General features: G+C 63.9%; 26 protein-coding genes, 1 tRNA gene and 1 pseudogene. 18 read left to right on the top strand and 10 right to left on the bottom strand.

Annotated elements, in window-relative coordinates:
- The 3 genes and pseudogenes from Q8N40_RS03030 to Q8N40_RS03020 all read right to left on the bottom strand — a co-directional run.
- A pseudogene (locus tag Q8N40_RS03030) lies at positions 1–131 on the bottom strand (histidinol-phosphatase); the annotation flags it as partial.
- 602 nt (positions 132–733) lie between these two features.
- Positions 734–1,621, bottom strand: a complete 888-nt coding sequence (locus Q8N40_RS03025; RefSeq protein WP_305321071.1) for an N-formylglutamate amidohydrolase — start codon at positions 1,619–1,621, stop codon at positions 734–736.
- Between the two features lie 88 nt (positions 1,622–1,709).
- Entirely contained in the window at positions 1,710–1,985 is a 276-nt protein-coding gene (locus Q8N40_RS03020; protein WP_305710755.1) for a hypothetical protein, read from the bottom strand.
- Here Q8N40_RS03020 and cpdR point away from each other — a divergent pair.
- Together cpdR and Q8N40_RS03010 are read left to right on the top strand one after the other, a co-directional pair.
- Positions 1,984–2,343 carry a cell cycle two-component system response regulator CpdR gene (gene cpdR, locus Q8N40_RS03015; protein WP_140976363.1) on the top strand — a complete coding sequence of 120 codons (360 nt, stop codon included), beginning with the start codon at positions 1,984–1,986 and terminating at the stop codon, positions 2,341–2,343. The genes Q8N40_RS03020 and cpdR overlap by 2 nt on opposite strands.
- A gap of 99 nt (positions 2,344–2,442) precedes the next feature.
- Positions 2,443–2,517 (top strand) — tRNA-Val (locus Q8N40_RS03010).
- Positions 2,518–2,607: 90 nt separating this feature from the next.
- Here the strand turns inward: Q8N40_RS03010 and Q8N40_RS03005 are convergent.
- Together Q8N40_RS03005 and Q8N40_RS03000 are read right to left on the bottom strand one after the other, a co-directional pair.
- The gene (locus Q8N40_RS03005; RefSeq protein ID WP_305321069.1) at positions 2,608–2,826 is read right to left on the bottom strand and encodes a hypothetical protein; all 219 of its coding nucleotides are present in this window, start codon (positions 2,824–2,826) and stop codon (positions 2,608–2,610) included.
- Between the two features lie 143 nt (positions 2,827–2,969).
- Positions 2,970–3,320: an S-adenosylmethionine decarboxylase family protein gene (locus tag Q8N40_RS03000; RefSeq protein ID WP_305321068.1), complete on the bottom strand. Its 351-nt coding sequence runs from the start codon at positions 3,318–3,320 to the stop codon at positions 2,970–2,972.
- A gap of 101 nt (positions 3,321–3,421) precedes the next feature.
- On the opposite strand from Q8N40_RS03000, the gene Q8N40_RS02995 reads away from it, so the two are divergent.
- A complete protein-coding gene (locus Q8N40_RS02995) occupies positions 3,422–4,588 on the top strand; it encodes a bis-aminopropyl spermidine synthase family protein (protein ID WP_305710754.1) in 1,167 nt (388 codons plus the stop codon).
- Between the two features lie 21 nt (positions 4,589–4,609).
- Positions 4,610–5,080 (top strand): GNAT family N-acetyltransferase, encoded by a 471-nt coding sequence (locus Q8N40_RS02990; protein ID WP_305710753.1) that lies wholly within the window; start codon positions 4,610–4,612, stop codon positions 5,078–5,080.
- Between the two features lie 80 nt (positions 5,081–5,160).
- On the opposite strand, the gene Q8N40_RS02985 is transcribed toward Q8N40_RS02990, so the two are convergent.
- The gene (locus tag Q8N40_RS02985) at positions 5,161–5,769 is read right to left on the bottom strand and encodes a class I SAM-dependent methyltransferase (protein WP_305710752.1); all 609 of its coding nucleotides are present in this window, start codon (positions 5,767–5,769) and stop codon (positions 5,161–5,163) included.
- Positions 5,770–5,934: 165 nt separating this feature from the next.
- Here Q8N40_RS02985 and Q8N40_RS02980 point away from each other — a divergent pair, with 165 nt between their 5' ends.
- Positions 5,935–6,120, top strand: a complete 186-nt coding sequence (locus Q8N40_RS02980) for a hypothetical protein (RefSeq protein ID WP_305710751.1) — start codon at positions 5,935–5,937, stop codon at positions 6,118–6,120.
- 31 nt (positions 6,121–6,151) lie between these two features.
- On the opposite strand, the gene Q8N40_RS02975 is transcribed toward Q8N40_RS02980, so the two are convergent.
- On the bottom strand, positions 6,152–7,042 hold the full coding sequence (locus tag Q8N40_RS02975) for a hypothetical protein (RefSeq protein ID WP_305710750.1): 891 nt from the start codon (positions 7,040–7,042) through the stop codon (positions 6,152–6,154).
- A gap of 214 nt (positions 7,043–7,256) precedes the next feature.
- On the opposite strand from Q8N40_RS02975, the gene Q8N40_RS02970 reads away from it, so the two are divergent.
- From Q8N40_RS02970 to Q8N40_RS02935, 8 genes are all read left to right on the top strand, one after another.
- A complete protein-coding gene (locus Q8N40_RS02970; RefSeq protein WP_305710756.1) occupies positions 7,257–9,512 on the top strand; it encodes a NosR/NirI family protein in 2,256 nt (751 codons plus the stop codon).
- 17 nt (positions 9,513–9,529) lie between these two features.
- A complete protein-coding gene (nosZ, locus tag Q8N40_RS02965; RefSeq protein ID WP_305710749.1) occupies positions 9,530–11,473 on the top strand; it encodes a TAT-dependent nitrous-oxide reductase in 1,944 nt (647 codons plus the stop codon).
- 13 nt (positions 11,474–11,486) lie between these two features.
- Positions 11,487–12,848, top strand: coding sequence for a nitrous oxide reductase family maturation protein NosD (locus Q8N40_RS02960; RefSeq protein ID WP_305318147.1), 1,362 nt, complete (start codon positions 11,487–11,489; stop codon positions 12,846–12,848).
- On the top strand, positions 12,845–13,747 hold the full coding sequence (locus Q8N40_RS02955) for an ABC transporter ATP-binding protein (RefSeq protein WP_305318148.1): 903 nt from the start codon (positions 12,845–12,847) through the stop codon (positions 13,745–13,747). Before Q8N40_RS02960 ends, Q8N40_RS02955 begins: the two co-directional genes overlap by 4 nt.
- Positions 13,744–14,571 carry an ABC transporter permease subunit gene (locus tag Q8N40_RS02950; RefSeq protein ID WP_305710748.1) on the top strand — a complete coding sequence of 276 codons (828 nt, stop codon included), beginning with the start codon at positions 13,744–13,746 and terminating at the stop codon, positions 14,569–14,571. Before Q8N40_RS02955 ends, Q8N40_RS02950 begins: the two co-directional genes overlap by 4 nt.
- On the top strand, positions 14,568–15,125 hold the full coding sequence (locus Q8N40_RS02945) for a nitrous oxide reductase accessory protein NosL (RefSeq protein ID WP_305710747.1): 558 nt from the start codon (positions 14,568–14,570) through the stop codon (positions 15,123–15,125). Before Q8N40_RS02950 ends, Q8N40_RS02945 begins: the two co-directional genes overlap by 4 nt.
- 14 nt (positions 15,126–15,139) lie before the next feature.
- Positions 15,140–16,135 (top strand): FAD:protein FMN transferase, encoded by a 996-nt coding sequence (locus Q8N40_RS02940; protein WP_305710746.1) that lies wholly within the window; start codon positions 15,140–15,142, stop codon positions 16,133–16,135.
- A gap of 101 nt (positions 16,136–16,236) precedes the next feature.
- The gene (locus Q8N40_RS02935) at positions 16,237–16,620 is read left to right on the top strand and encodes a cytochrome c family protein (protein WP_305710745.1); all 384 of its coding nucleotides are present in this window, start codon (positions 16,237–16,239) and stop codon (positions 16,618–16,620) included.
- Between the two features lie 3 nt (positions 16,621–16,623).
- Here the strand turns inward: Q8N40_RS02935 and Q8N40_RS02930 are convergent, their stop codons facing one another.
- Both Q8N40_RS02930 and Q8N40_RS02925 read right to left on the bottom strand, forming a co-directional pair.
- Positions 16,624–16,971, bottom strand: a complete 348-nt coding sequence (locus Q8N40_RS02930) for a hypothetical protein (protein ID WP_305710744.1) — start codon at positions 16,969–16,971, stop codon at positions 16,624–16,626.
- Positions 16,971–18,260, bottom strand: a complete 1,290-nt coding sequence (locus tag Q8N40_RS02925) for a sulfite oxidase (protein WP_305710743.1) — start codon at positions 18,258–18,260, stop codon at positions 16,971–16,973. Before Q8N40_RS02925 ends, Q8N40_RS02930 begins: the two co-directional genes overlap by 1 nt.
- A 262-nt stretch (positions 18,261–18,522) precedes the next feature.
- On the opposite strand from Q8N40_RS02925, the gene Q8N40_RS02920 reads away from it, so the two are divergent.
- The 5 genes from Q8N40_RS02920 to Q8N40_RS02900 all read left to right on the top strand — a co-directional run bounded on the left by Q8N40_RS02920 (position 18,523) and on the right by Q8N40_RS02900 (position 22,631).
- Positions 18,523–19,584 (top strand): amidohydrolase family protein, encoded by a 1,062-nt coding sequence (locus tag Q8N40_RS02920; RefSeq protein ID WP_305710742.1) that lies wholly within the window; start codon positions 18,523–18,525, stop codon positions 19,582–19,584.
- A gap of 9 nt (positions 19,585–19,593) precedes the next feature.
- A complete protein-coding gene (locus Q8N40_RS02915; protein ID WP_305710741.1) occupies positions 19,594–20,706 on the top strand; it encodes an amidohydrolase family protein in 1,113 nt (370 codons plus the stop codon).
- Between the two features lie 168 nt (positions 20,707–20,874).
- Positions 20,875–21,288 (top strand): Rieske (2Fe-2S) protein, encoded by a 414-nt coding sequence (locus Q8N40_RS02910; protein ID WP_305710740.1) that lies wholly within the window; start codon positions 20,875–20,877, stop codon positions 21,286–21,288.
- Between the two features lie 54 nt (positions 21,289–21,342).
- Positions 21,343–22,317: a quinone oxidoreductase gene (locus Q8N40_RS02905; protein ID WP_305710739.1), complete on the top strand. Its 975-nt coding sequence runs from the start codon at positions 21,343–21,345 to the stop codon at positions 22,315–22,317.
- A 107-nt stretch (positions 22,318–22,424) separates the two neighbouring features.
- Positions 22,425–22,631, top strand: a complete 207-nt coding sequence (locus Q8N40_RS02900) for a hypothetical protein (RefSeq protein WP_304869462.1) — start codon at positions 22,425–22,427, stop codon at positions 22,629–22,631.
- A 324-nt stretch (positions 22,632–22,955) separates the two neighbouring features.
- Here the strand turns inward: Q8N40_RS02900 and Q8N40_RS02895 are convergent, their stop codons facing one another.
- A complete protein-coding gene (locus Q8N40_RS02895; protein WP_305710738.1) occupies positions 22,956–24,119 on the bottom strand; it encodes an IS4 family transposase in 1,164 nt (387 codons plus the stop codon).
- Between the last annotated feature and the right edge of the window lie 227 nt (positions 24,120–24,346).

Raw genomic sequence — 24,346 nt, 5'->3', positions numbered from 1 at the left:
TCGGTGACCGGGTCGAAGTCGTGGCTGCTCTTGTTGTCGATCGACAGCGAGGTCCGGAAGAACGGCAGGATGGTTTCGCCCGACGTGGTCGCGAGGCGGCCGATAAAAGCGGTAAAGTCGATGACCGTCACGGCGATTCCCGTGGGGATGGAGCGGGTGGAGGATGATCCTGCGCCTTTGCCTAGCCCAATCCGGCAGGCCGCGCACCGGTCACACGCACATTATACAGCGGCCGGTACCGGTGCCTGTGACGGGTTCGGTCGCGAATCAGCCCCGGATCAGCCCGGCAAACGGTGTATTTTTCGACGACACCGCCGATCACGAAATCGAGAGGTCCAAGGTGGGAGTCAGGCGATCAGTGTGCCGGCTTGGCTCCGCCGTGGTGAAGCCACTGAAATATCTGGGAAAATCCCTGGGTAGACACTATCCAATCGCAGCCCAGCCATGCGTATTCTGCGGCGTAAATGACTCAAAAACCCTTGCGCTTTGTGCAGCGCGGTCGCATATTGCTGCGGTGCGGTAGCGCCTCGCGCTATCGCTGCCCTCCTTGGGCGTTTCCTCCCTAGACTTGGGCCGCTTGTTCATTCAAGCGGCCCTTTTTTCTTTTGGGTATTCATCCTCGTCGTCATTCCGGGGCGCGCCTCCTGGCGCGAACCCGGAATCCAGAGGTTGTCATACGAGATGCCGGGTTCGCCCGCTTCGCGGGCGCCCCCGAATGACGGGAGGAGAGATCCTACTCCGCCGCAGCCTGGAACGCGCCGAGATCGCCGAGCGGCACCGCGGCCAGCGCATCGGCCAGTGCGGCGAAATCCGCGGTCACCTGGCTGAATCTGGCGCTGCGTTCGCGCCGCCGCTCGTCCATATAGATCGCCCGGTTGAGTTCGATCTGGATGGTGTGCAGTCCGGATGCCGGATTGCCGTAATGCTCGGTAATGAAACCGCCGGCATAGGGCTTGTTGCGCCCGACCGAGTAACCCAGCCCGGTCATGGTTTCCTCGACCATGTCGGGCAGCAGGGCGGCGCAACTGGTGCCGTAGCGGTCGCCGATCACCATGTCCGGCCGCCGCGGCTCGTCGCGCGAGACACCGACCGAGGGCATCGAATGGCAATCCACCAGGATCACGGTGCCGAACCTCTGATGCGCCTTGTTGATCAGCCGGCGCAGCGCGCGGTGATACGGCTTGTACAGCGCCTCGATCCGCGCCAGCCCGTCATCGACCGGCAGCCGTTCGCGATAGATCTCCTGGCCGTCACCGACCACGCGCGGGATGGTGCCGAGACCGCCGGCCACCCGCATCGAGCGGGTATTGGCGAAACTCGGCAGGCGGCCCGCAAACATCCTGGGATCGAGTTCGTAGGGCTCGCGGTTGACGTCGACATAGGAGCGCGGAAAGTTGACCGTGATCGTCGGAAAGCCGCGCTCGCTCAGATCCGCGATCAACTCGTCCATGAACGAATCTTCGGAGCGGCGCAGCGCGGCCAGGTCGATCCGCGACGCTTCGAGGAATTCGCGCGGATAGACCGAGCCGGAATGCGGGGAATTGAAGATGATCGGCGCCCGCCACTCGGCCGGCTCCAGGATCTCGAACGGAGGCGACAGTTCGCCATCAAACTGGGGCATCGTCGGGCGCCGTCCCTGCAAGCCGCTGCTCTGGATGCGTCGATTCTGCCAGAAAAACGGTGTTCTTATGAGAAGGCATTGTCGGTAATCACAACCGTTCTGCCAAGTGGATTTCCAAGTAAATTTCCAGGTCAATTTCCAGGTCAATTTCCAGATAAATTTTGCCAAGTGAAAAATTTGGGGCCTGCTCGAACACCTCCGGGGAGGCGAAAAGGCCCGGCTTCATTGCCTTGAGACGCATTCCGGTACAGAAATAGCGCCATCCGCCGCCCGATCGCGCGCCGCTCTTTAACCCAAATTTACCCTCTGTCGGGCTTAGTGGGCGGATTGGTCCTCTTAACCGGATTCGACGACCCATCATCATGCACAAAATCCTCCTCGCCGAAGACGACAACGACATGCGCCGCTTCCTGGTCAAGGCGCTGGAAAACGCCGGTTTTCAGGTCTCGTCCCACGACAACGGCATGTCCGCCTATCAGCGGCTGCGCGAGGAGCCGTTCGAAATGCTGCTCACCGATATCGTGATGCCCGAGATGGACGGTATCGAGCTGGCGCGCCGCGCCTCGGAACTCGATCCCGACATCAAGATCATGTTCATCACCGGATTTGCCGCCGTGGCGCTGAATTCCGATTCGGAAGCACCGAAAAACGCCAAGGTGCTGTCGAAGCCGGTCCACCTTCGCGAATTGGTCAGCGAAGTGAACAAGATGCTGGCGGCCTGATCAGGCCACCTGATCCGGCCTAGGATCTGGTCCAGCGTGCTTGCCTGCCCGCTTTGGAGCCGATATACGGACCCCACCCGTAAAGATGACCCTCAAGAGGGGCGCGTAGCTCAGCGGGAGAGCACCTCGTTGACATCGAGGGGGTCACAGGTTCGATCCCTGTCGCGCCCACCATCCAATTGCCCGATCCAGCATGATTTTCGGCCGGTCCGGGCCGGACCGCCAATCCGGCGGCGGCGGCCTGCCAGGTTCAGCAAGCCGGGTTCAGCCGGCCAGGCTGAGATCGAACTGCCGATCGGTCACCACGGACGCGGCAAACAGGCTTTCGTCGGCTGGCGCCGGCGCAGTCTCGTCCAGGACGACGATGGTGACGTTCCAGCCTTCGCTGGCCCACACCCGCGCCTTGGCAATTGCGATCAGCGAACTGTCCCGCTGCATGGTGACGGTTTCGCTGTCTCTTGTTGCCACGATTTCGAAAGCCATTATGACGTCCCCGATGTTTTGCTCGGGAGCCACGGTGATTAAGGCGTTTGACTGCAATTCGCCGAGACCGTGTTCATTTGGGGGCGAGGCTGGAGTCGAATCGGGCAGTCGGGCGCGTGCCGGCATCGACGATGTGCGCCGCCTCAGGCCCGCGCGGCGATCCGGCGCGGCGTCTCGTGCACCACCATTTGCCCCAACGGGCAGACCCGCGTCTTGATCTGCTCGGCGACCTCGCGCGGGTCCATGTCCGGATTGCACAAGAGGATATCGACCAGCAGCAAATGATACTCCGGCCATGTCGTCAGCACGATGTGCGACTCGCCGAGAAAGATCGCGATGGTGAGACCATGCGGGACGTAGCGGACTTCGTACTCGCCGACGATGGTGGCGCCGACCGACTGTGCCGCTGTCTTCGCGGCTTCCGCCAGCGCTTTAGCGTCATCGATTATCTCGGGACACTCGTACAGTTCGGCGAGGATATGGGTCATCAGCATCGAGACGCTCCTGCGGTCCGGACCGATTGCAATGCTGGCCCAACTCGCATTGGATGCGAGTGTGTGCTAGTTAGCCGAATTGCCACCGAGATCAAGAAGTAATGGCCGCGACGTCGATTCTGGACCTGATAGCGCAGGCGACGCGTTTGCGCGAGGGATCCGCCGGCGTCCAGGCCTTGCTGCGCGCGGTCTACCGCGCCGGCTCGCTGCGCCTGCAGGATGCCGCGCGCGAGGCGCGGCTGCCGCTGCCGGTCGCGAGCGCGGTGCGGCGCGAACTGGAAAAGGCCGGACTGCTCGAACGCAAGCAGGGGCTGTCGCTGACCGGCGAAGGCCGCGACTTCGTCGAGCGCGATCTCGGCATGCGGACAACGCAGCTCGACATCACCTGCGTGGCCTGTGCCGGACATGGCATCGTCATCCCGGATTCGCTTCAGGCCGAAGTCGATCGTCTGGCGGAAATCATCACCGGCGCGCCGTCGGTCGATGTCACGCTGGATCAGGCGCCCTGCATGCCCGACACCGCGATGCGCCGCGCGCTGCTGATGCTGCAGAACGGCGCGCTTGAGGGCAAGCGCGTGCTGCTGCTTGGCGACGACGATTCGGTGTCGATCGCGATCGGCTTGCTCGGCCGCGCGCTGCGACAGGGCGATCTCACACGGGGCGTCACCGTCGTCGATGCCGACGAGCGGCGCATTGCGTTTCTGCGCGATGCCGCCGCGCGCGAACAATTGGCGCTCGATGTCGTGCATCACGATCTGCGCCATCAGTTGCCGGCGGGCCTGCGCCGTTCGTTCGACACCATCGAGACCGATCCACCCTATACGCTGGAAGGCGCGCGGCTGTTTCTGGCCCGCGGCTGCGAGGCGCTGACCACGGAGGCCGACGGCCAATGCTTCTTCTCGTTCACCCACTGGCCGGCGTCGCAGATGCTGGAGCTGCAGAAGGTGTTCACCGGGCTTGGGCTGGCGGTGCGGGCGGTGTGGCCGAACTTCAATCGCTATGCCGGCGCCAGCATGCTCGGGAATCTCGGTCAGCTGATCGAACTCGTCCATGTCTCGGGATCAGCCGCCGAGTTGCCTGATTTCAGCGGCCCGCTCTATACCGCCGAGGTCAATCCGCGGCTGCGCGTCTATGCCTGCACCGATTGCGGCAAGGAGATCGTGCTCGGGCAGGACGGCATCCCGGCCACCATTGAAGACGCCAAGGTCAGGGGATGCAGCTCTTGCGGCGGGCATGTGTTCCGCCGGCAGTCGGTTCGACCGTCATGATCAATCTCATGGATACCCAAAATGTCTGACAAACCAGGTTTTCGCTTGCGCTCCCTCGAGGAAAAGGATCTTGAGACCGTCGCGGTGTTCGAAGGCGAGATCGCCAAAATCTCGTTTCCCGACGATCCGATCACGGACACCAATTTCTACATCAAGAAGCTGAAGCAGCTGATGGCAAACAAGGACGCCGCCGCGTTCGTTGCCGAAAGCGGCGGCGAAGTGGTCGGCTGGGCCAATGTCAGTCAGCGGCAGAATTTCATCACCAAGGAAAAATACGCCGACTTCCACAGCATCTACGTCGCGCCTTCGCAGCGCGGCGGTGGCGTGGTCGCGGCCCTGGTCGAGGCGGTGTTCGACCATTGCCGGCAGAAAAACATGGGCAAGGTCGTGTTCCGCACTCGCGCGGACAATGAGCGCATGAAGTCGGTGCTGGCGCGGGTCGGCTTCGTGCCGACGCAGATCTATTACGAGAAGGCGTTTGGCAAAGAATAGGCGGAGAGTAAGCGCTGCGCTTCACTCCCCTCCCCACCACTCGCTTCGCTCGCGGGAGGAGGGGAGAAGGACAGTGAGCCCTACCGCGCCGCCATCATGAACACGTCATAACGCACCGTCTTGCCGGTGATGGAGTGCGACGGTTTTCGCAAGCCCTCCAGCGCCGCCGCCCGCAGCGGCCATTTCAGCACCACGCGCTTGCAGTCGGCGGCGAGCGCCGCCTGCATCAGCTCGAATGCGTCGGGGTCGGCACCGACCAGTGCGCGCAGCAGCCGCATCTCCTGCTTCACTTCAGCGCTGTTGCTGCGCGGCGGGTGCATCGGATCGACGATCACGGCATCGGCGCGCAGGCCGGGCAGCAGGTCCCGCGCGTCGCCCTGCATCAAGGTCATCCGCGCCGCCACGGCGGCGAGTTCGGGACTCTCGGCGCCGGCCCGCGCCAGCGCATCCCGCAAATGGTCATGAACTCCAGGGGAGCGCTCCAGCAGGGTGACCTGGGCGCCGAGGCAGGCCAGCATGAACGCGTCACGGCCCAGCCCCGCGGTGGCGTCGATGATGGTGGGAACGATGCCTTTGCCGAAGCCGGCGGCCCGCGCCAGCGCGTCTCGTCGCGAGGCGCCGGACCTGTAGCGATAGCCGACAGCGCCGTTGACGAAATCGAACGCGGATTGCAGTTGACTCGTGCTCAAGGAAACGCAGCCCCGGATGCCTGACCCTACGGCCCCACGGCATAGCAGCCGCCTTAACAAACTCCCACCAATTTTCGGCAAGTTGCGCGGGCCGATAACCTTCATAAGTTAGGTTAAATTCAGAGCGCGATTGCGGTCCGGGCATGGCATTGTATGGATTATTGCATGTCCAATTCATTCCACACCGCCGACAAGGGTACCCACCGCCGCGTCATGCTGGTCGGCCTGATGTTCTGCGCGGCCTTTGTCGGGTTCTCCTTTTTTGCCCGCGAGCAACCCGCCAACACCTACGTTCTCCAGAAGGCCGACAAGCTGGTTCGCACCGCAGGCTCACCGCCGCTGGCGAATTAGGAATTCCCGGCGGCCCCGCCGGGCCGGCCGATCACGGCGAAGCGGATGCCGCGGCGATATTGCGCAGGCTCGCGAGCCGCATGATGGATCCCGCCGCGAGTTTCTGCGCGAGCTCCATGCGGCTTTGGTCGTCGGCGCTGTCGGCTTCATCCAGATAGATGTTCGACAGTTGTTCGGCGCGTCGCAGCGCACGGCGCTTGATCTGTTCGATGTCTCCTGAAGCGGGCTCGATGCGGCTCTGGTCTGACGGCGTCAGGAAGTGCGGCGGCAGGCGCGATGGATCCATCGCCAGAAGCTGGTCGCGCTGCGCCGGCGTCAAGCCTTGCGCCCATGCGATGATATCCCTGAGCAGCAGGCTTTCCAGCAGCGCCGCCGATGCCGACTCGTCGGACGTCGCCATCTCCCCGGCCTCGGTCTTCGCGGTTCTCCAGGCCAGCCGGCGCTCGCGGCGCCACCGATTGCCGTCGGACAGCGCTTCCCGCGCCAGGTTCTCCGCCGTGAGCCGAACCTGCGGATTTTCGGCTAGCGCGATCACATAGGTCCAGAATACGAAGGCGCGCTGGCGCTGGCGCGCCGCGAGCGCCCACGCGGTGTAAGGCGTCGACAGGCTGGAATTGCCGATGTCGGCGATCTCTTCCGCGGTAACGAGATCGATCGGCGCCCAGCGCAGATCGGAACCATCGGGCCGCTTGCCGCAGGCGGCCAGGCAAGCCGCGGACAGGCTGTCACAGCGTTCACGCTCGCGGGCCGAGAGTACCACAAACACGGCGCGCACCGGCCGCCGGCCCTCATCCGGCTGCGCGGCCAGCGCGTCGTATCGCTGCGTGGCCTTCTGCGCCTGGTCGAATGCAATGGCATAGAGCTCGCTCAGGCTTGCCACCGGAGCGGGCGGCACGGCGGTCAGCAGCGGCTCTTTGCGCATGTCGGGCTCTCTCTCGCCATACTTTTGAACCAGTCAGACTATGGCTTGCTTGATCCAGCGCAAGCAGCCGTTCTGCAAAGTGTTCTAGGCTGCTTTTCGATGGCTTGCGATCCAGAACAACGGCGTTCTGTTGACATCTGGAAGAAGCAACTTGCGAAACCCCGTCAATATCTCTGTCCTTCTGGGAACTCTGGCCGTTGTCGGCTGGATCGCCATGCTTGGAGAGGCGTGCGCTGCGGGCCGTCTCGGCGAATATCTCGGGAAGGCCGAGCCTGCCGAACTGGTTGCGGGCGCCAATCGGTTCGGGCCGCCGCAAGGCGATCCCGCGATCGTGCCGGCGCTGAAGGACGATCAGGTCATCGGCTTCGTCTACCTCAATTCCGACTTTGCCAACGCCACCGGCTATTCCGGCAAGCCGATCCATCTGCTGGTCGGCATCACGCCGAAGGGCGTGGTGACCGGCCTCAAGATGGTCGAGCACAAGGAACCGATCGTTCTGCTCGGAATTCCGGAAAAGCGCGTGGTGGATGCCGTCAACAAGTTGATCGGCGCCGACATGGACCGCGTCGCGCGTGGAACCGCGCCCGCCCCGCAGGTCGATATCGTCAGCGGCGCCACGGTCACCGTGCTTGTAATGGGCGACAGCATCGTCCGCTCCGCCACCAAGCTGATCAAGGGCGGCCGGCTCGGCGGCCAGGGCGGCGTCGCCGCCGCCAGTGCTGTGCCGCAAGCGAAGAAGACGATCGATCCCGGCAAAGGCGAGGTTCGCGACTGGGAGACCCTGGTCGGTGACGGTTCCGTACGCCGGCTGGTGCTTTCCGTCGACGACATCAACAAGGCCTTCGAAAAAACCGGCAACGCCGCCGCCGCCGCGCATCCCGAAGAGGGCGAACCGGACGACACCTTCATCGATCTCTACGTCGCCGACGTCGCGGTTCCGGCCATCGGCCGCAGCCTGCTCGGCGACGACGGGTACAACCGGTTGGCCGGCCGCCTCAAGCCCGGTCAGCAGGCCATCGTCGTCGCGGGAGTGGGGCATTACTCGTTCAAGGGCGCTGCCTATGTCCGCGGCGGCATCTTCGACCGCGTCGAATTGATCCAGGACAGCAACAGCATCCGCTTCCGCGACCGCGACCACACAAGGTTGGGAAGCCTTGAAGCCGAGGGCGCGCCGCACTTTCCGGAAATCGCGCTGTTCGTGCTGCCGCCGGAATTCACATTCGATCCGACCGAACCCTGGGTGCTGCAACTGCTGGTCCAGCGCGTGGTCGGCGCCAAGGACAAGGCGTGGCTCACCTTCGATCTCGGCTACACGCTGCCGGACGGTTACATCAAGCGCGAGCCGGCCGCGCCGGCGCAGCAGCAGGCAGCCGCACCTTCCGGATCTTCCGCATCTTCGGCATCTTCCAAATCTTCCGCGGCAACGCCGCCGCTCCAGCCCGCGACAGGTTTCGCCGCCGAGGACGAACCGCTGTGGATGCAGATCTGGCGCGGCGATGTCGTCAAGATCTCCACGACGGTCGCCGCACTCGGCGTCCTCACGCTGATCTTCTTTTTCCAGAATGCGCTGGTGCGGCGTCCGCGGTTTTACGCCTGGGTCCGCCGAGGTTATCTGCTCTTCATTCTGGTCTGGCTCGGCTGGTACGCCAATGCCCAGCTCTCGGTGGTCAACGTCCTGACCTTCGCCAATTCGCTGCTGAGCGGTTTCAGCTGGGAATACTTTCTGTCGGCGCCGCTGGTCTTCCTGCTCTGGGCCTCGATCGCGGCCGGCCTGCTGTTCTGGGGGCGCGGGCCGTTCTGCGGCTGGCTCTGTCCGTTCGGTGCGCTGCAGGAATTGCTCAACAACGTCGCCCAGGCCGTGAAGATCCCGCAATACCGGCTGCCATGGGGGCTGCACGAGCGGCTGTGGCCGATCAAATACATCATCTTCCTCGGCCTGTTCGGCATGTCGCTGTATTCGACCGCGTTCGCCGAGCAACTGGCCGAGGTCGAGCCGTTCAAGACCGCGATCGTGCTGAAGTTCGCGCGCGAATGGCCCTACGTCATCTACGCACTGACCACGTTGTCCGCCGGCCTGTTCGTGGAGCGGTTCTTCTGCCGCTACATGTGCCCGCTCGGCGCCGCGCTGGCGATTCCCGGCCGCGTCAGAATGTTCGAATGGCTGCGGCGCTGGCCCGAATGCGGCACGCCCTGCCAGCGCTGCGCCAAGGAATGCCCGGTGCAGGCGATTCACCCCGAGGGACACATCAACGTCAATGAATGCATCTACTGCATGCATTGCCAGGAACTGTATTTCGACGACCACCGCTGCCCGCACATGATCCAGGTGCGGCTGAAGCGCGAGAAGCGCGACGCGCTGTCGTCGCCCTCGATGCGCAGCGGCGGCAAGGGCCCGAACACCATCATCACCGCCGGCGGCAAGCCGATCAACCTGCCGCCGGTCGGCGCCATCACACCACCCGCAACCTGAAAACCTAGGAGGCTATCATGAGCGATAACGAAAGCGGAAATGCAAAGGGCGTCAGCCGGCGTACCTTGCTCGGGACAACCGCGGCGGCAGCGGGCGTGGGCCTCGCGGGAGGTGTAGCGCTCAACGTCACGACCGCCGATGCGCAGACCAAGGCCGCGGCGCCGAAGGCGCCGGCCGCGCGGCCTGCGGTCGTGCAGAAGGCCGAAGTGCATCCCGGTGAACTGGATGAGTACTATACTTTCTTTTCCAGCGGCCAGTCCGGCGAAATGCGTATCGTCGGCCTGCCGTCGATGCGCGAATTGATGCGCGTTCCCGTGTTCAACCGCTGCAGCGCCACCGGCTGGGGCCAGACCAATGAAAGCCTGAAGGTGCTGACCGAGGGCCTGTTGCCCGAAACCCGCGCGTTCCTCAAGTCTCGCGGCGGCACCTACCTGAATGGCGACCTGCATCACCCGCACATCTCCTTCACCGACGGCACCTATGATGGCCGCTATGCCTTCATGAACGACAAGGCCAATACCCGCGTCGCGCGGGTGCGGCTCGACGTCATGAAGTGCGACAAGATCATCCAGCTGCCGAACCAGCACACCGTGCACGGCCTGCGCGTGCAGAAATACCCGCGCACCGGCTATGTGTTCTGCAACGGCGAGGACGGCGTGCCGATACCGAATGACGGCAAGGTGCTCAACGATCCCAAGCAGTACCACTCGATCTTCACCGCGATCGACGGCGATACCATGAAGGTCGCCTGGCAGGTCATGGTCGACGGCAATCTCGACAATGTCGATGCCGACTACCAGGGCAAATACGCCTTCTCCACCTGCTACAATTCGGAAGAGGGCGTCACCCTCGCCGAAATGACCGCCAAGGAGCAGGACTGGGTCACCATCTTCAACATCAAGCGCATCGAGGAGGCGGTAAAGAAGGGCGACTTCAAGGAAATGGGCGGCGTGCCCGTGATCGACGGCCGCAAGGGTTCACCCTACACGCGCTATGTCCCGGTTGCCAACAGCCCGCACGGCATGAACACCGCGCCCGACGGCATCCATGTTGTGGCGGCCGGAAAACTCTCGCCGACCGTCACCGTGATGGACGTCCGGTTGTTCGATCAATTGTTTGACGACAAGATCAAGCCGCGCGACGTCGTGGTTGCCGAGCCCGAGTTGGGCCTCGGACCGTTGCACACCGCCTATGACGGCAAGGGCAACGCCTATACGACGCTGTTTCTCGACAGCCAGGTCTGCAAGTGGAACATCGACCTTGCCAGGCGAGCCTTCAAGGGCGAGAAGGTCGACCCGATCATCCAGAAGCTCGATGTGCATTACCAGCCCGGCCACAACCATTCCTCGATGGGGCAGACCAAGGAGGCGGACGGAAAGTGGCTGATCTCGCTCAACAAGTTCTCCAAGGACCGCTTCCTGAACGTGGGCCCGCTGAAGCCCGAGAACGACCAGCTGATCGACATCTCCGGCGACAAGATGAAGCTGGTGCATGACGGTCCGAGCTTCGCCGAGCCGCATGACGCCACCATCGTGCACCGTTCCAAGATCAATCCGGTTTCGATCTGGGACCGCGCCGATCCGATGTTTGCGGATGCGGTCAAGCAGGCCAAGGCCGACAAGATCAATCTCGAGGCCGACTCCAAGGTGATCAGGGACGGCAACAAGGTCCGCGTCTACATGACGTCGACCGCGCCGGCATTCGGCCTGGAGCAGTTCCAGATCAAGCAGGGCGACGAGGTCACCGTCTACGTCACCAATATCGACGCGGTGGAGGATCTGACGCACGGCTTCTGCATCGTGAACTACGGCGTCAACATGGAAATCGGCCCAATGGCGACGGCCTCTGTGACCTTCACGGCGGACGCACCCGGCGTCTACTGGTACTATTGTTCGTGGTTCTGTCACGCCATGCACATGGAAATGAAGGGTCGCATGTTCGTCGAGCCCAAAACGTCCTGAGGCGGGAACGCACGTGTTGACCCTCCTTCGCATTCTTCCGGCGGCGGTCCTCGCCGCCGGAGCCCCGGGCTTCGCGGTTGCGGAGACGATCAAGGCTGTTCCGGAGCAGCCGCTGCAGGTGCTGCTCGACCGGGCGCAGGACGGCGACATCATCGAACTCGCGCCGGGCGAATACAACGGCGCAATCCGGATCGAACGGCGCGTGGTGTTGAGCGGGAAGCCAGGCGCGGTGCTCAACGGCGGCGGCGCCGGCAATGTCGTTACCGTGACCGTTCCCGATGTCACCATCCGCGGCGTGACCATCCGCGGATCGGGCCGCGATCTGGAAAAAATGGATTCCGGCGTGTTCCTCGAGAAAACGGCGCAGCGCGCGCTGGTCGAGAACAACCGCTTCGAAGGCAATTTGTACGGCATCTATGTTCATGGCGCGACGGGGTCGCGCGTGCTGAACAACATCGTCGACGGCATCCAGGGCGGGCGCCGCAACGATGCCGGCAATGGCGTCTCGGTCTGGAATGCGCCCGATGTCACGATCGCCGGAAACAGCTTCCGCTACGGCCGCGACGGCATCTTCACGATTTCCAGCCGCAAGGACCGCTTCCTCGACAACCGCTTCGAGCAGGTGCGGTTCGCGGTGCACTACATGTACACCAATGACAGCGAAGTCAGCGGTAACGTCTCGGTCGGCAACCACGTCGGCTACGCCATCATGTTTTCGAACCGGCTGATCATCCGCAACAATATCAGCGATCGCGACCGTGACTACGGCATGCTGTTCAATTACGCCAACTACGCCGAGATCGACGGCAATTGGGTCAACGGCGGCTCGCTCGACAACATCGTCAGCCGCCGCGACGAAGGTACGGCCGAAGAGCGCGGCATGTTGCCGGAATCGAAACCGGAACCGGGCCTGCGCAGCGGCCCCGGCAAATGCGTCTTCATCTACAACACCAACCACAACAAGTTTCGCAACAACTGGTTCGAGCGCTGCGGCATCGGCGTGCATTTCACCGCCGGTTCCGAAGGCAACGAGATCACCGGCAACGCCTTTGTCGGCAACCGCAACCAGGTGAAATATGTCGGCACCCGCGACCTCGACTGGTCGAAGGGCGGCCGCGGCAATTACTGGAGCGACAACCCGGCGTTCGATCTCAACGGCGACGGCATTGCCGACACCGCCTACCGGCCCAACGATCTGGTCGATCGGGTGTTGTGGACCGCGCCCGCGGCCAAGGTGCTGATCAACAGCCCCGCGGTGCAGGTGCTGCGCTGGGCGCAGGCGCAGTTTCCGGCACTCTATCCCGGCGGCGTCGTCGATACCCGTCCCCTGATCGCGCCGCCGCCGAAACCGTCAGCCAGCCGGAGCCTGCGATGAGCGTCACTGTTTCTGTCAACGGCGTGGAGAAGAGTTACGGCGCGGTCAAGGCGCTGCGCAATGTCTCGTTCGACCTTGGTCCTGGACGCCTCAGCGCGCTGGTCGGCCACAACGGCGCCGGCAAGACCACGCTGATCAAGCTGATGCTCGGCCTCATTCACGCCGAGCGCGGCACGGTCCGCGTGCTCGATGAGGATCCGGCGGCCGGCGAATTCTCGGCGCGCCGGCAACTCGGCTATCTGCCGGAGAACGTCGCCTTCAATGCCGCCTTGACCGGGCGCGAAACGCTGGCGTTCTACGCCCGGCTGAAACAGATCAAGCCCGCCTCGGCCTGGCCGCTGCTGGAGCGTGTCGGCCTGATGCATGCCGCCGATCGCAGGGTAGGGACCTATTCCAAGGGCATGCGGCAGCGCCTCGGCCTCGCCCAGGCGCTGCTGGGACGGCCGCGCGTGCTGTTGCTGGACGAGCCGACCACGGGGCTGGATCCGGCGCTGCGCCAGACCTTCTATGAAATCCTCAACGAATTGCGCGACGACGGCGCCACGGTGCTGATCTCCTCGCACGCCTTGAACGAGCTCGAGGATCGCGCCGAGCATGTCCTGATCATGAACCGCGGCCAACTGGTCGCGCAGGGCTCGCTTGCGGAACTGCGCTCGATCTCGCAACTGCCGATCCGGGTTTCGCTCGATCTGGCGCCCGGGGCCAGCGTGCCGCCGGCCTGGATGAACGGGGCGAGCGTCGCGGCGCCGCACGGCCGCATCCTGCTGGTGCCCGATGACGCCGCCAAGATGGAGTTGCTGCGCGTCGCGGCCGGCAATCCCGGCGTCACCAATATCGAGATCGCGGCGCCGACGCTGGACGATCTCTATGCGCATTTTCTGCGGGAGAACGCCGCGTGAGGAACATCGTCATCATCGCCGCCAAGGAGATCAAGGAAGGGCTGCGCAACCGCTGGGTGCTGGCGACCACGCTGCTGCTGGCCGCCTTGTCGCTGTCGCTGACCTTTCTCGGCAGCGCGCCGACCGGCAATGTCGGCGCCGGCGCGCTCGACGTGGTGGTGGTGAGCCTTTCCAGTCTCACCATCTTCCTGCTGCCGCTGATCGCGCTGCTGATCTCGCATGACGCCGTCGTCGGCGAAATGGAGCGCGGCACCATGATCCTGCTGCTGAGCTATCCGGTCGGCCGCTACCAGGTCCTGCTCGGCAAGTTCTGCGGCCATGTGCTGATCCTCGCCTTCGCCACCGTGATCGGCTATGGCGCGGCGGCAGCCGCGCTCGCCATCACCGGAGCCTCGGTGCTGGCGGCGAGCTGGTACGCCTTCGCCTCCATGCTCGGAACCTCGATCCTGCTCGGCGCGGTGTTCGTCGCGATCGGATATCTGATCTCCAGCCTGGTGCGTGACCGCGGCACCGCCGCGGGTATTTCGGTCGGCATCTGGCTGTTGATGGTGCTGGTGTTCGACATGGCGCTGCTCGGCATCCTGGTGGTCGATCAGGGGCGCGTCGTCACGGCGCCGGTGCTGGAGGCGCTGCTGTTTCTCAATCCGACCGATCTCTATCGGCTGACCAACCTGACCGGGTTCAACGTCAGCCAGTTCTCCGGCATGGCCGGGCTGGCGGGGACGGCGAGCACCGGCATCGGCGCGCTGCTGCTGGGCCTTGTGGTCTGGATCGCCGCCCCGCTCGGACTGGCGACCGCCTTCTTTGCGCGGAGGGAATTATGAGAATAGTCACCTTGCGAATCCTGGGCGCGCTTGTCGCTGCGATTGTTCTCGCTGGATGCAATCAGGATACGGCCAATTCGGTCGCGCCGCCGCCGGTGGCGCTCAACAGCGACGCCATGGGCGTGTTCTGCGGCATGAACCTGCTCGAACATCCCGGACCGAAGGGCCAGATCATCACCGCGGGCCGGATCGATCCGTTCTGGTTTTCCTCGGTGCGCGACACCGTGGCCTTCACCTTGATGCCCGACCAGCCCCGCGACATCAGGGCAATCTATGTGTCGGACATGGCGCGGGCGAAAAGCTGGGAGGATCCCGGCGCCACCAACTGGATCGACGCGCGCAAGGCCTTCTTCGTGATCGAGGGCCGCAAGCAGGGCGGCATGGGCGCGGCCGAGGCGGTGCCGTTCGGCAATCGCGAGGCCGCCGACGCCTTTGCCGCCGCCAATGGCGGCCGCGTGGTGCCGTTCACGGAGATTCCGCGCGACTATGTGCTCGGCAGCGACACGCCCGGCGACCAGAGCCAGCAGGAACGTCCTGGCATCAGGACGAACTGAAGAGGAACCAGCCGATGCTTCAACGACTCACCCGGCGGCGCATGATCGTCATTGCCGCGAGCGCGGCCGGATCGGCATTTCTCGCCTCCAGCCGTTTCGCGCAAGCCGGCGCACCCGTGCGCTGGCGTGGTTCGGCGCTCGGCGCGCAGGTCTCGATCGAGATCCATCACCCCGACACGGCCGGGGCCGAACGGCTGGTCGAGCGCTGCGTGCTGGAGGTGCGGCGGCTGGAGCAGCAGTTCAGCCTGTACCGGGCGGATTCCGCGATCTCGAATCTCAACCGCACCGGCATGCTCGTGGCGCCCGACGCCGATATGGTGGCGCTGCTGAAAACCGCGCTGCACTTTGCCGAAATCACCGGCGGCGCGTTCGACCCGACGGTGCAGCCGCTGTGGCAGCTTTATGCCGATCATTTCTCGTCGGGGACACCGGGCGGCGACGGACCGTCGCCGCCGCGGCTGGCCGAAGCGCTGGCGAAGGTAGGCCACGCCGGCCTGCTGGTCGGCGCGAACAGGATCGCGCTGCTGAAGCGCGGCGCGGCCATCACGCTGAACGGCATCGCGCAGGGGTTTGCCACCGACCGCGTCGTCGAGCGGCTGCGGAGCGCGGGCCTGTCGACGACATTGGTCGATATGGGCGAAATACGCGCGATCGGCGCCCGGCCCGACGGCACGCCGTGGCGCGTCGGTCTCGGCGACCCCGGCCGGCCGGGCGGGCTCAGCGAAACCGTCGACCTAGTCGACCGCGCGGTTGCGACCTCGGCGGGCGCCGGTTTCCGGTTCGACTCCAAAGGCCGCTTTACCCATTTGTTCGATCCGGCGACGGGACGCAGTCCGCAGCGCTATCGGAGCGTCAGCGTGATGGCGCCGACGGCCACCGAAGCGGACGCGTTGTCGACCGCGTTCAGCCTGATGCCCTTGCCTGATATTGCTGGCATCGTGGCGGTCAGGCCGAACCTGCAGGCCCGCATCACCGATTCCACTGGAACTTTGATCGTGTATGGTGCTTGAGAGATACCATCAGTCGGTACTCCGAAAGTCGGATCGACCGCGCGATGCCGATCAGCCAGAAGTTCCACGGCCCCAACGGGCTGTTTAAACAGGAGAACAGGATGCGAGGGTTTGTTTTCGTTGCGCTTTTGGCGGTCGCCGGGTCAGGTGAAGTCAGCGCCCAGGATGCCGCGGCCGGCGAAAAGGTGTTCGGCGTCTGCAAGGCCTGCCACCAGGTCGGCGAGACCGCGAAGAACAATGTCGGCCCGCAGCTCAACGGCCTGTTCGGCCGCAAGTCGGGCACCATCCCCGGCTATAACTATACCGCTGCCAACAAGGATTCCGGACTGACCTGGGACGAGGCCACCTTCCGCGAATACATCAAGGACCCCAAGGCGAAGATCCCCGGCACCAAGATGATCTATGCCGGCCTGAAGGACGAGCAGCGCACCAACGACCTGATCGCCTACCTCAAGCAGTTCGATGCCGAGGGCAAGAAGAAGTAGGACTCACTTCGCGAACGGGTTCTGCCAGCCGCCACGGGCGGCTGGCGCTCGCGGCGGGTAGGTCGCCTCGAGATAGTTCAGCACCACCGCGCGGTCCTTGTCGTCGGGCGCGGGCATGTTGTGGCGGCGGATCATCAAATTGATGGAATCGTCCCACTGCGCGCGCGTCATGCCCTGCTGCGCCACGAGTTTAAAGCCGTGGCAGGCGGTGCAGGCGTAAAAGGTTTCATCGCGGCCGGCGCCGGCGGGAAGATCCTCCGGGCTTTCGTCCGATGGCGTGAAGGTCGACTGCGCCATGGCGGGCGCCATCCACAGTAGTCCCGCCATCACAGCCCAGGCGATGCGCCGCATCAGCCGACCAGCACCGCGATGCGGTGCATGGCGTTGCCGCCGTAGCCTTGCGGATTCCAGAAGCCGGCCAGATGCGGCTGCATCGCGCCCTTCGAATCGGTGGCGCGGGTCCAGATCTCGAAATAGCCGTCGGTCGGCAGTTTCAGCGTCGCGGTCCAGCGCTGCCAGTCATACTTGTTCTTCGGCTTTTCCAGCTTGGCGCGCTGCCAGCTGGCGCCGAAGTCGGTGGAGACATCGACCTGCCGGACGGCAAGGTCGCCGGCCCACGACGCGCCGCGCAGTTTCAGCTCCTTGGTGCCGGCAGCGAATTTGGCGCCGTTGGCCGGGCTGGTGATGATCGAGCGCACGGGCATCGATTCCATGATGCGGAAATTCGCGGGATCGCCCTTGTCGCCGGGCACCATCGGCTTGATGGCGGTGCGGTAGGAGAATTCGGTCATGCCCGGACCGTCATGCTCCTTGTCGCGGATGGTGATTTTGGTCAGCCATTTCTGCGACGCCGAGCCCGGCCATCCCGGCACGATCAGGCGCACCGGCCCGCCATGGATGTTCGGCAGCGGCTGGCCGTTCATGGCCCACACGATCATTGTATTGGGGTCCATCGCCTTCTCGATCCGCACGCCGCGCGAGATGGTAGGCTTGCTGGCGTCGCCCGACAGATGCAAATCGGCGGCATAATGCGCGGTATATTTGGCGCTCTTCTTCAGGCCCGCGGCCTTCAGCACCTCGGCCAGCGGCACGCCGGTCCATTCGGCGCAGCCGGCCCCGCCATTGGTCCACTGGTTGCCGCGCGCCGGCGGCGAGAACGCGGCACGGCCGTTGCCGCCGCATTCCAGCACCATACGCCGGGTCACCGCCTTGTATTTCGATTTCAACTCGCCGACCGTGATCTCGATCTTTTTGTCGACCTCGCCGTCGATGGTGATCTTCCAGGCGTCCGGATTTTTCGTCTCGTCGGGCAACTGGCCGTTATTGCGGATGAAGAACTTCTCGATCGGCGTGGTGTCGTCGTCGAGCAGGCTTTCCGGCGTCTCCGCGACCAGCGGCTTTTCGCCGAGCACCACGAGCTTGTCGTTCTTGCCCGGGAATTTCAGATATTGCGGGCCCTTGGGTGCTGCGGGCGCCGCGGCTTGCGCATGTGCGGCGGGAATGCCGCCGCTGGGCGACAGCGGCATCACGCTGCCGACGACCGCGCCCATCGCGGCGAGCCCCGTTGAGCCCAGAAATCCGCGCCGGCTGGTGGTAAAGTGGCTGCCGCCCCCGGCGGCATCGTCGGCCTGTTGCGCCATGACATTTCTCCCCTTGGTGCTGTCTCTGGTTTTTGCCAGGGTTGCCCCGGGACTCCCGTTTGGCCCAAGTATTTGCGTTTTGCGGGTCTGCCGCAAGACCGGCGCGGGCGCGCCCGATCAAATCGGCATGCATTCAGCCATGGCTGCCATCCGGCTCGATTCCCCTTCGATCCGCCTTCGACCCTTGCGCTTGGCAGCCGCCGGCTGCACATTTGCGCCGCGGCGCGAAGTGCCCGCCAAGAACGAAACTCAGGAAACGCGCATGGCCACGCGGATCGACTGCGATATCCATCCCGCCGTCGGTGGAACCCGGACCACGCTGTTGCCCTATCTCAGCGATCACTGGAAGGAGCAGGTGGTCAGCCGCGCCATCGACGGGCTCGATCTCAACTCCTACCCGCCCAATATGCCGCTGTCCGGCCGCGCCGACTGGCGGCCCGCCAATGGCGACAAGCCCGGCAGCGACCTTGCCATGGTGCAGCGCGGCGCGTTCGACCAGCTCGGCGCCAGCCACGCCATCTGCAACGTGCTGTACGGCGCCCAGGCGGTGTTCGATCCCTATATGGCGGCCGACTTCTGCAAGGCGATCAACGACTGGATCGCGGCCGAGTGGCTGTCGAAGGATTCACGGCTGCGCGCCTCGATCGTGGTGCCGATGCAGGCGCCTGATCTCGCCATCGAGGAAATCGAGCGCCGCGCCGCCGACAACCGCTTCGTCTCGGTGCTGGTGCTGGCGCAAGGCGATGCCCTGCTCGGAAAGCGGCATTTCTGGCCGGTTTGGCAGGCGGCGGAAAAGTACAAACTGCCGATCGCGATCCATGCCGGCACCGCGTATCGCCAGGCGCCGAGTTCGGTCGGCTGGCCGTCCTACCGCTACGAATATTACATGGCCGAGGCGCAGGCGTTCCAGGCCCAGGTGCTCAGCCTGATTTATGAAGGCGTGTTCGGCAAGTTCCCCGGCCTCAAGGTGGTGCTGATGGAATCCGGCATCAGCTGGCTGCCGGCCTTCATGTGGCGCGCCAACAAGACGTGGCGCGGCGTTCGCGTCGAGGTGCCGTGGGTGGAGCGCGAGCCGGCCGCGATCATGCGCGACCATTTCCGCTTCACCACGCAGCCGTTCGATAGCCCGCCCGACGCGGCGGGGGTCGCCGACATCATCGACATGATCGGCTCGGACAAGATGTTCCTGTTCTCGTCGGACTATCCGCACTGGCAATTCGACGGCGACGACGCCATCCCGAAGCATCTGCCGGCCAGTCTGGTGCAGCGCATGTGCGCCGACAATCCGCTTGAAACCTTTCCACGGCTGTCTCTGGCCGCATAGGAGGATCGCATGAGCGACGTCATCGACCGGCCGCTATCGGAACGCGAAGCGCCCGCGAACAGCCGGCTGCGGATCATCGACTGCGACATCCATCCGAGCATCCGTGCCCATTCCGACCTGGATCCGTTCCTGCCCAGGCGCTGGCAGGAGCACCTGAAAACCTACGGCAGCCATCTGCGCACGCCCTATATCGGCACCACGCCCTATCCGCGCTCCTCGCCGCTGATCGCGCGGCGCGACGCCTGGCCGCCGACCGGCGGGGTGCCCGGCTCCGATCTCGCTTTCATGCAGAAGCAGCACCTCGATCCGTTCGACGTCGAGTTCGGCATCCTGCAGGTGCTGGATCTCTTCATCTTCTCGCAGCAGAATCTCGAATTCGGCGCGGCGATCCAGCGCGCCGTCAACGACTGGCAATTGGCGTTCTGGTCGCACCGCGACGCCAGGCTGAAAGCCTCGATCCTGGTCGGGCAGGACGACACCCAGCTGGCGATCGCCGAGATCGACCGCTGCGCCAAAACAGGCGAATACGTCCAGGTCAACGTCTCGCCGCGCGCCAACGAGCCGCTCGGCCGCCGCCGCTACTGGCCGATCTATGCGCGGGCGCAGGAACTCGGCCTTCCCGTCGGCATCCATGTCGGTGGCTATGGCGGCCATGCGCCGACCGGCGGCGGCTGGCCGTCCTATTACGCCGAAGAGCACCAGAGCAACGCGCATACCATGGCGGCGATGCTCACCAGCCTGGTGCTGGAAGGCATTCCGGAACGTTTCCCGAAACTCAAAATCGTTTTCATCGAAGGCGGTTTCGGCTGGATCCCCTCGACGATGTGGCGGATGGACCAGCACTTTGAAAAGTTCCGCAGCGAGGTGCCGCACTTGAAGCGCCGGCCCTCGGAATACGTCAGGGAGCATTTCTGGTTCACCACCCAGCCGATCGACGAGCCCGACGAGGCGAAGCATCTGCGCTCGCTGATCGAATGGGTCGGCGTCGACCGCCTGCTGTTCTCGTCGGATTATCCGCATTGGGACTTCGACGACCCGCGCTATGCCTTCAAGACGCCGCTGACGGAGGCCGAGCGCGGCAAAATCTTCAACAGCAATGCCCGCGCCGTTTACAGGCTGTGATTGGATCGTGAGGTGCTTGCTGCCCATGCTTCGAGACGCTCGCGCTGCTCGCTCCTCAGCATGAGGTTTGCTATGTTTCAGCACGTCAACCCTCATCCTGAGGAGGCCACGGAGTGGCCGTCTCGAAGGATGGGCCGCGATACCGATTTGTGTTTCCAAGGTACCCGTATGCCCCGTCACATCGTCGCCCGCACCAGTGAGATCCCGCCCGGCGGCAACAAGGTGGTCGATATCGCCGGCCGCGACGTCGTCGTGTTCCATGTCAACGGCGAGTTCTTCGCGCTGCTCAACCGCTGCCCGCATGCCGGCGCGCCGCTCGACAAGGCCGCCTGCGTCGCCAGGTTGACCTCGCCGGAGCCCGGGGTCTATCAGCGCTCGCGGGTCGGCGAACTCCTGCGCTGCGCCTGGCACGGCTGGGAATTCGACATGCGCAACGGCCAGTCCTGGTTCGATCCGAAGCGGGTCAAGGTCCGCACCTATCCCGTCGTGATCGAGGATGGCGAGACGCTCGCAAAGGGTCCATACGTCGCCGAGACCTTCCCTGTCCATATCGAGGACAGTTACGTCATTATCGAGACCTGAACCGCCCGCACCATTTCCTCACTCTTTTTCATCCCACCCCCAAGGAGCCCATCCATGACGCATGCCATCCGTTTTCACAAAGCCGGCGGTCCCGAAGTCCTTGTTTGGGAAGAAGTCGAGGTCGGCAAGCCCGGTGCCGGCGAGGCGCGCATCCGCCACACCGCGGTCGGCCTCAACTTCGTCGACATCTATAACCGCTCGGGGGTCTATCCCGTGCAACTGCCGAGCGGGCTCGGCAGCGAGGGCGCCGGCGTGGTCGAGGAAGTCGGCCCCGGCGTCACCGATCTGAAGCCCGGCGACCGCGTCGCCTATGGCGCGTCGCCGCTCGGCGCCTACTCCGAGGCGCGGCTGATCCCGGCCGATCGGCTGTTGAAACTGCCCGATGGCATCGACGACCAGACCGCCGCGGCGATGATGCTGAAGGGTTTGACCACGCAGTACCTGATCCGCCAGACCTACCGGGTCAAATCCGGCGACACCATTCTGCTGCATGCCGCCGCCGGCGGGGTCGGCACCATCCTCAGCCAATGGGCCAAACATCTCGGCGCCACCGTGATCGGCACCGTCGGCAGCGACGAAAAGGCCAAGCTTGCCCAGTCCCATGGCTGCGCCCACACCATCGTCTATACACGAGAGGATTTTGTGAAGCGCGTCGACGAAATCACCGGCGGCAAGAAGGTGCCGGTGGTCTATGACTCCGTCGGCAAGGACACGTTTTTGAAATCGCTCGACTGCCTGGCCCCGCTCGGCGTCGCAGCTCTGTTCGGCGCGTCCTCCGGCGCCGTCGAACCGCTCAATCTCGGCCTGCTGGCCGCGAAGGGATCGCTGTTCGTCACCCGTCCCACGCTGTTCACCTACGCCGCCAAGCGCGAAAATCTCGTGGCGATGGCGAACGAACTGTTCGACGTGGTGAAGTCAGGCGCGGTCAAGATCGAGGTGCACCAGACCTACCCGCTGAAGGACGCCGCCAGGGCCCACGCCGATCTCGCCGCGCGCAAGACCACGGGCTCGACGGTGCTGACGGTGTGAGGCACGGATGATGCCCGCGGTTCGAGCCGCGACTTTATGCCGTCCCGTCTCGCAAAAGCGAGGCGGTTGCGGTAAGGCTGCTGTGGCGGATGTGACAGGACAGGCGGATGGACAAGCAGGCGATGCGCGAGGAGGCCGAGCGCCTGATCCGCGAAACCATGGAGCGCAAGGCGCTGGTGGTAAAGCAGGGCAATACCCGCATCGAAACCACCTGCGGCAAATGCGGCGCGCCAAACCGTATCTCGGCGGAAAAGGGCGCGACCCGGGTCAAGTTCGCCTGCAAGCAATGCGGGCACAAGCAAGAGACGCTTTGATCGCCACGGCCGTCATTCGCAGCGAAGCAATCCATCTTTCCTTACGCTCGACAGGGATTGCGTCGCTGCGCTCGCAATGACGATTTCGCAGCGCTGGCGGGCGGCGCTTTCGCGCAAACCGCTGGCTCCCCCGACGACAGGCTGCCGGCCCGGCGAGCCGCATTGTGTGACAGTTGTGTGACTATCCGACGGGCAAATCACTTCGGTTTATCGGAATGTGTGTCAAGCCCCTCTCGAAAAAATAATTCTGTTTATCGGAACTAAAAATCAGGCTATATGTTTCGCCATCCCGTCCCACTCAGAGCAGGGCTGTCCCGGGAAAAATCACGCATAGGCGAACCCTAGCTGATCGGGAGAGAATTCTGGTTTCCGCCTGCTCGGGTTGACTGGTGGCGGGGTGCCGATTTCTGCGACCGGTTTTCTCATGAACAAGCGTTGGCAGACGAGTTCGGCGAAGCGCAGCGGCAGCATCCGCAACGAATTCAGCTGGCGCGCGAGGCGCAGAAGCAGATAGGCGATCATCGCGGCGATGATTTGCAGGCGAATGGCATTATCGTTCTTGCCCATGAACTTTTTGAGATTGAGATGCTGCTTGATCCAGCGGAACAGGAGTTCGATCTGCCAGCGGCTCTTGTAGAGGGCCGCAATCTGGACTGCTGTGCGTTTGAGATCGTTGGTGATGAGTGTGATTATCCCACCTTCGTCACGCCTGACCTTGATGCGTCGCAACGGGATCGGCAGTCTGGAGTTGCCCGTGCTGGCGAGCATGACTTCAGCATCATCGATGATTCTGAAGCCGTCTCCAATTTTCTTGCGAACGTAGCAAGACCTTGTCTTGCGCAAGCGCGTGCTTACCTTGACACGCGTGACGAAGAAGGCCCCGGCGGTGCTGATCTTTTTCCACCAGCCAAAGTTACAATAGGCCTTGTCGAAAACGTAGGTCGCCCCGGCTTCGGGTTCGGTTTGACGGCCGATCTCAACGTCGTTGACGGTCGCGGACGTAATCTCGACGCAAGCGGGGACATCGTTGCCCGGATGATAAACGACGTGCATCTTCATGCCGCGAATACGACCGTTCCATTCTGCCCACTTGCACATCTTGCCCAACGGTACCGGGCTCGAATCGATCAGCCGAACCATCTCGGCCCCTTCTACCCGGGTGTGTCGATCAGCCTTTCTGGCCAGCATGGCGAAGGTGTCTGAAAAAACGCCAACCGGACGCCGTGCATTAGCCCGCGACAGCGTCGAACGAGCAGCATTGCCGACGCCCAAATGATATTGCTGATGGGCATTGGCCTTTGATGTGGCTTCGACAGCGCGCAGGCTCGCGGCGCAGCTTAATTGGGCGCCGACCATCGTTACCAGATGATCCCAGCTTTTGAACGATTTGTCATAGGCATTGCCATTATGCCGCTCAACGACATTTCGGAATTCCCGCCGGTCGATCGGTTTAAGGAGATTCCCAAAGATGCTATTCACGTATTGCATGCCCGGCCCTTTCTGAGTCTCGACAACCTGAAAGTATCCGGTTCACGCTGGATTTGCCGGGCATGCGCTGCGTCATAGTGAATCATTCCCGGGACAGCCCTGCACTCAGAGCAACTGTGCTGAAGTAGACCGGTGATCGGCCGGCCTCAAGGCTGGCGCGAAGCGCGCCCCCGCCTTCGGCGGCTGACGGCCTTGACCCCGTCCGTTCCCCGGTCTGTTGGCTTGGC

This window comes from Bradyrhizobium sp., assembly GCF_030693485.1.
Lineage (GTDB): Bacteria > Pseudomonadota > Alphaproteobacteria > Rhizobiales > Xanthobacteraceae > Bradyrhizobium.
The sequence above is the reverse complement of the archived record's forward strand: the minus strand, read 5'-3'. Positions and strand labels throughout refer to the sequence as shown.

What these genes read in the sequence shown, in the direction of transcription:
- Q8N40_RS03025 (WP_305321071.1), bottom strand. Translation starts at nt 1,621, where the DNA reads ATGCCCCAGTTTGATGGCGAACTGTCGCCTCCGTTCGAGATCCTGGAG.
- cpdR (WP_140976363.1), top strand. Translation starts at nt 1,984, where the DNA reads ATGCACAAAATCCTCCTCGCCGAAGACGACAACGACATGCGCCGCTTC.
- Q8N40_RS03020 (WP_305710755.1), bottom strand. Translation starts at nt 1,985, where the DNA reads ATGATGATGGGTCGTCGAATCCGGTTAAGAGGACCAATCCGCCCACTA.
- Q8N40_RS03005 (WP_305321069.1), bottom strand. Translation starts at nt 2,826, where the DNA reads ATGGCTTTCGAAATCGTGGCAACAAGAGACAGCGAAACCGTCACCATG.
- Q8N40_RS03000 (WP_305321068.1), bottom strand. Translation starts at nt 3,320, where the DNA reads ATGCTGATGACCCATATCCTCGCCGAACTGTACGAGTGTCCCGAGATA.
- Q8N40_RS02995 (WP_305710754.1), top strand. Translation starts at nt 3,422, where the DNA reads ATGGCCGCGACGTCGATTCTGGACCTGATAGCGCAGGCGACGCGTTTG.
- Q8N40_RS02990 (WP_305710753.1), top strand. Translation starts at nt 4,610, where the DNA reads ATGTCTGACAAACCAGGTTTTCGCTTGCGCTCCCTCGAGGAAAAGGAT.
- Q8N40_RS02980 (WP_305710751.1), top strand. Translation starts at nt 5,935, where the DNA reads ATGTCCAATTCATTCCACACCGCCGACAAGGGTACCCACCGCCGCGTC.
- Q8N40_RS02975 (WP_305710750.1), bottom strand. Translation starts at nt 7,042, where the DNA reads ATGCGCAAAGAGCCGCTGCTGACCGCCGTGCCGCCCGCTCCGGTGGCA.
- Q8N40_RS02970 (WP_305710756.1), top strand. Translation starts at nt 7,257, where the DNA reads ATGCTTGGAGAGGCGTGCGCTGCGGGCCGTCTCGGCGAATATCTCGGG.
- nosZ (WP_305710749.1), top strand. Translation starts at nt 9,530, where the DNA reads ATGAGCGATAACGAAAGCGGAAATGCAAAGGGCGTCAGCCGGCGTACC.
- Q8N40_RS02955 (WP_305318148.1), top strand. Translation starts at nt 12,845, where the DNA reads ATGAGCGTCACTGTTTCTGTCAACGGCGTGGAGAAGAGTTACGGCGCG.
- Q8N40_RS02945 (WP_305710747.1), top strand. Translation starts at nt 14,568, where the DNA reads ATGAGAATAGTCACCTTGCGAATCCTGGGCGCGCTTGTCGCTGCGATT.
- Q8N40_RS02940 (WP_305710746.1), top strand. Translation starts at nt 15,140, where the DNA reads ATGCTTCAACGACTCACCCGGCGGCGCATGATCGTCATTGCCGCGAGC.
- Q8N40_RS02935 (WP_305710745.1), top strand. Translation starts at nt 16,237, where the DNA reads ATGCGAGGGTTTGTTTTCGTTGCGCTTTTGGCGGTCGCCGGGTCAGGT.
- Q8N40_RS02930 (WP_305710744.1), bottom strand. Translation starts at nt 16,971, where the DNA reads ATGCGGCGCATCGCCTGGGCTGTGATGGCGGGACTACTGTGGATGGCG.
- Q8N40_RS02925 (WP_305710743.1), bottom strand. Translation starts at nt 18,260, where the DNA reads ATGGCGCAACAGGCCGACGATGCCGCCGGGGGCGGCAGCCACTTTACC.
- Q8N40_RS02920 (WP_305710742.1), top strand. Translation starts at nt 18,523, where the DNA reads ATGGCCACGCGGATCGACTGCGATATCCATCCCGCCGTCGGTGGAACC.
- Q8N40_RS02915 (WP_305710741.1), top strand. Translation starts at nt 19,594, where the DNA reads ATGAGCGACGTCATCGACCGGCCGCTATCGGAACGCGAAGCGCCCGCG.
- Q8N40_RS02910 (WP_305710740.1), top strand. Translation starts at nt 20,875, where the DNA reads ATGCCCCGTCACATCGTCGCCCGCACCAGTGAGATCCCGCCCGGCGGC.
- Q8N40_RS02905 (WP_305710739.1), top strand. Translation starts at nt 21,343, where the DNA reads ATGACGCATGCCATCCGTTTTCACAAAGCCGGCGGTCCCGAAGTCCTT.
- Q8N40_RS02900 (WP_304869462.1), top strand. Translation starts at nt 22,425, where the DNA reads ATGGACAAGCAGGCGATGCGCGAGGAGGCCGAGCGCCTGATCCGCGAA.
- Q8N40_RS02895 (WP_305710738.1), bottom strand. Translation starts at nt 24,119, where the DNA reads ATGCAATACGTGAATAGCATCTTTGGGAATCTCCTTAAACCGATCGAC.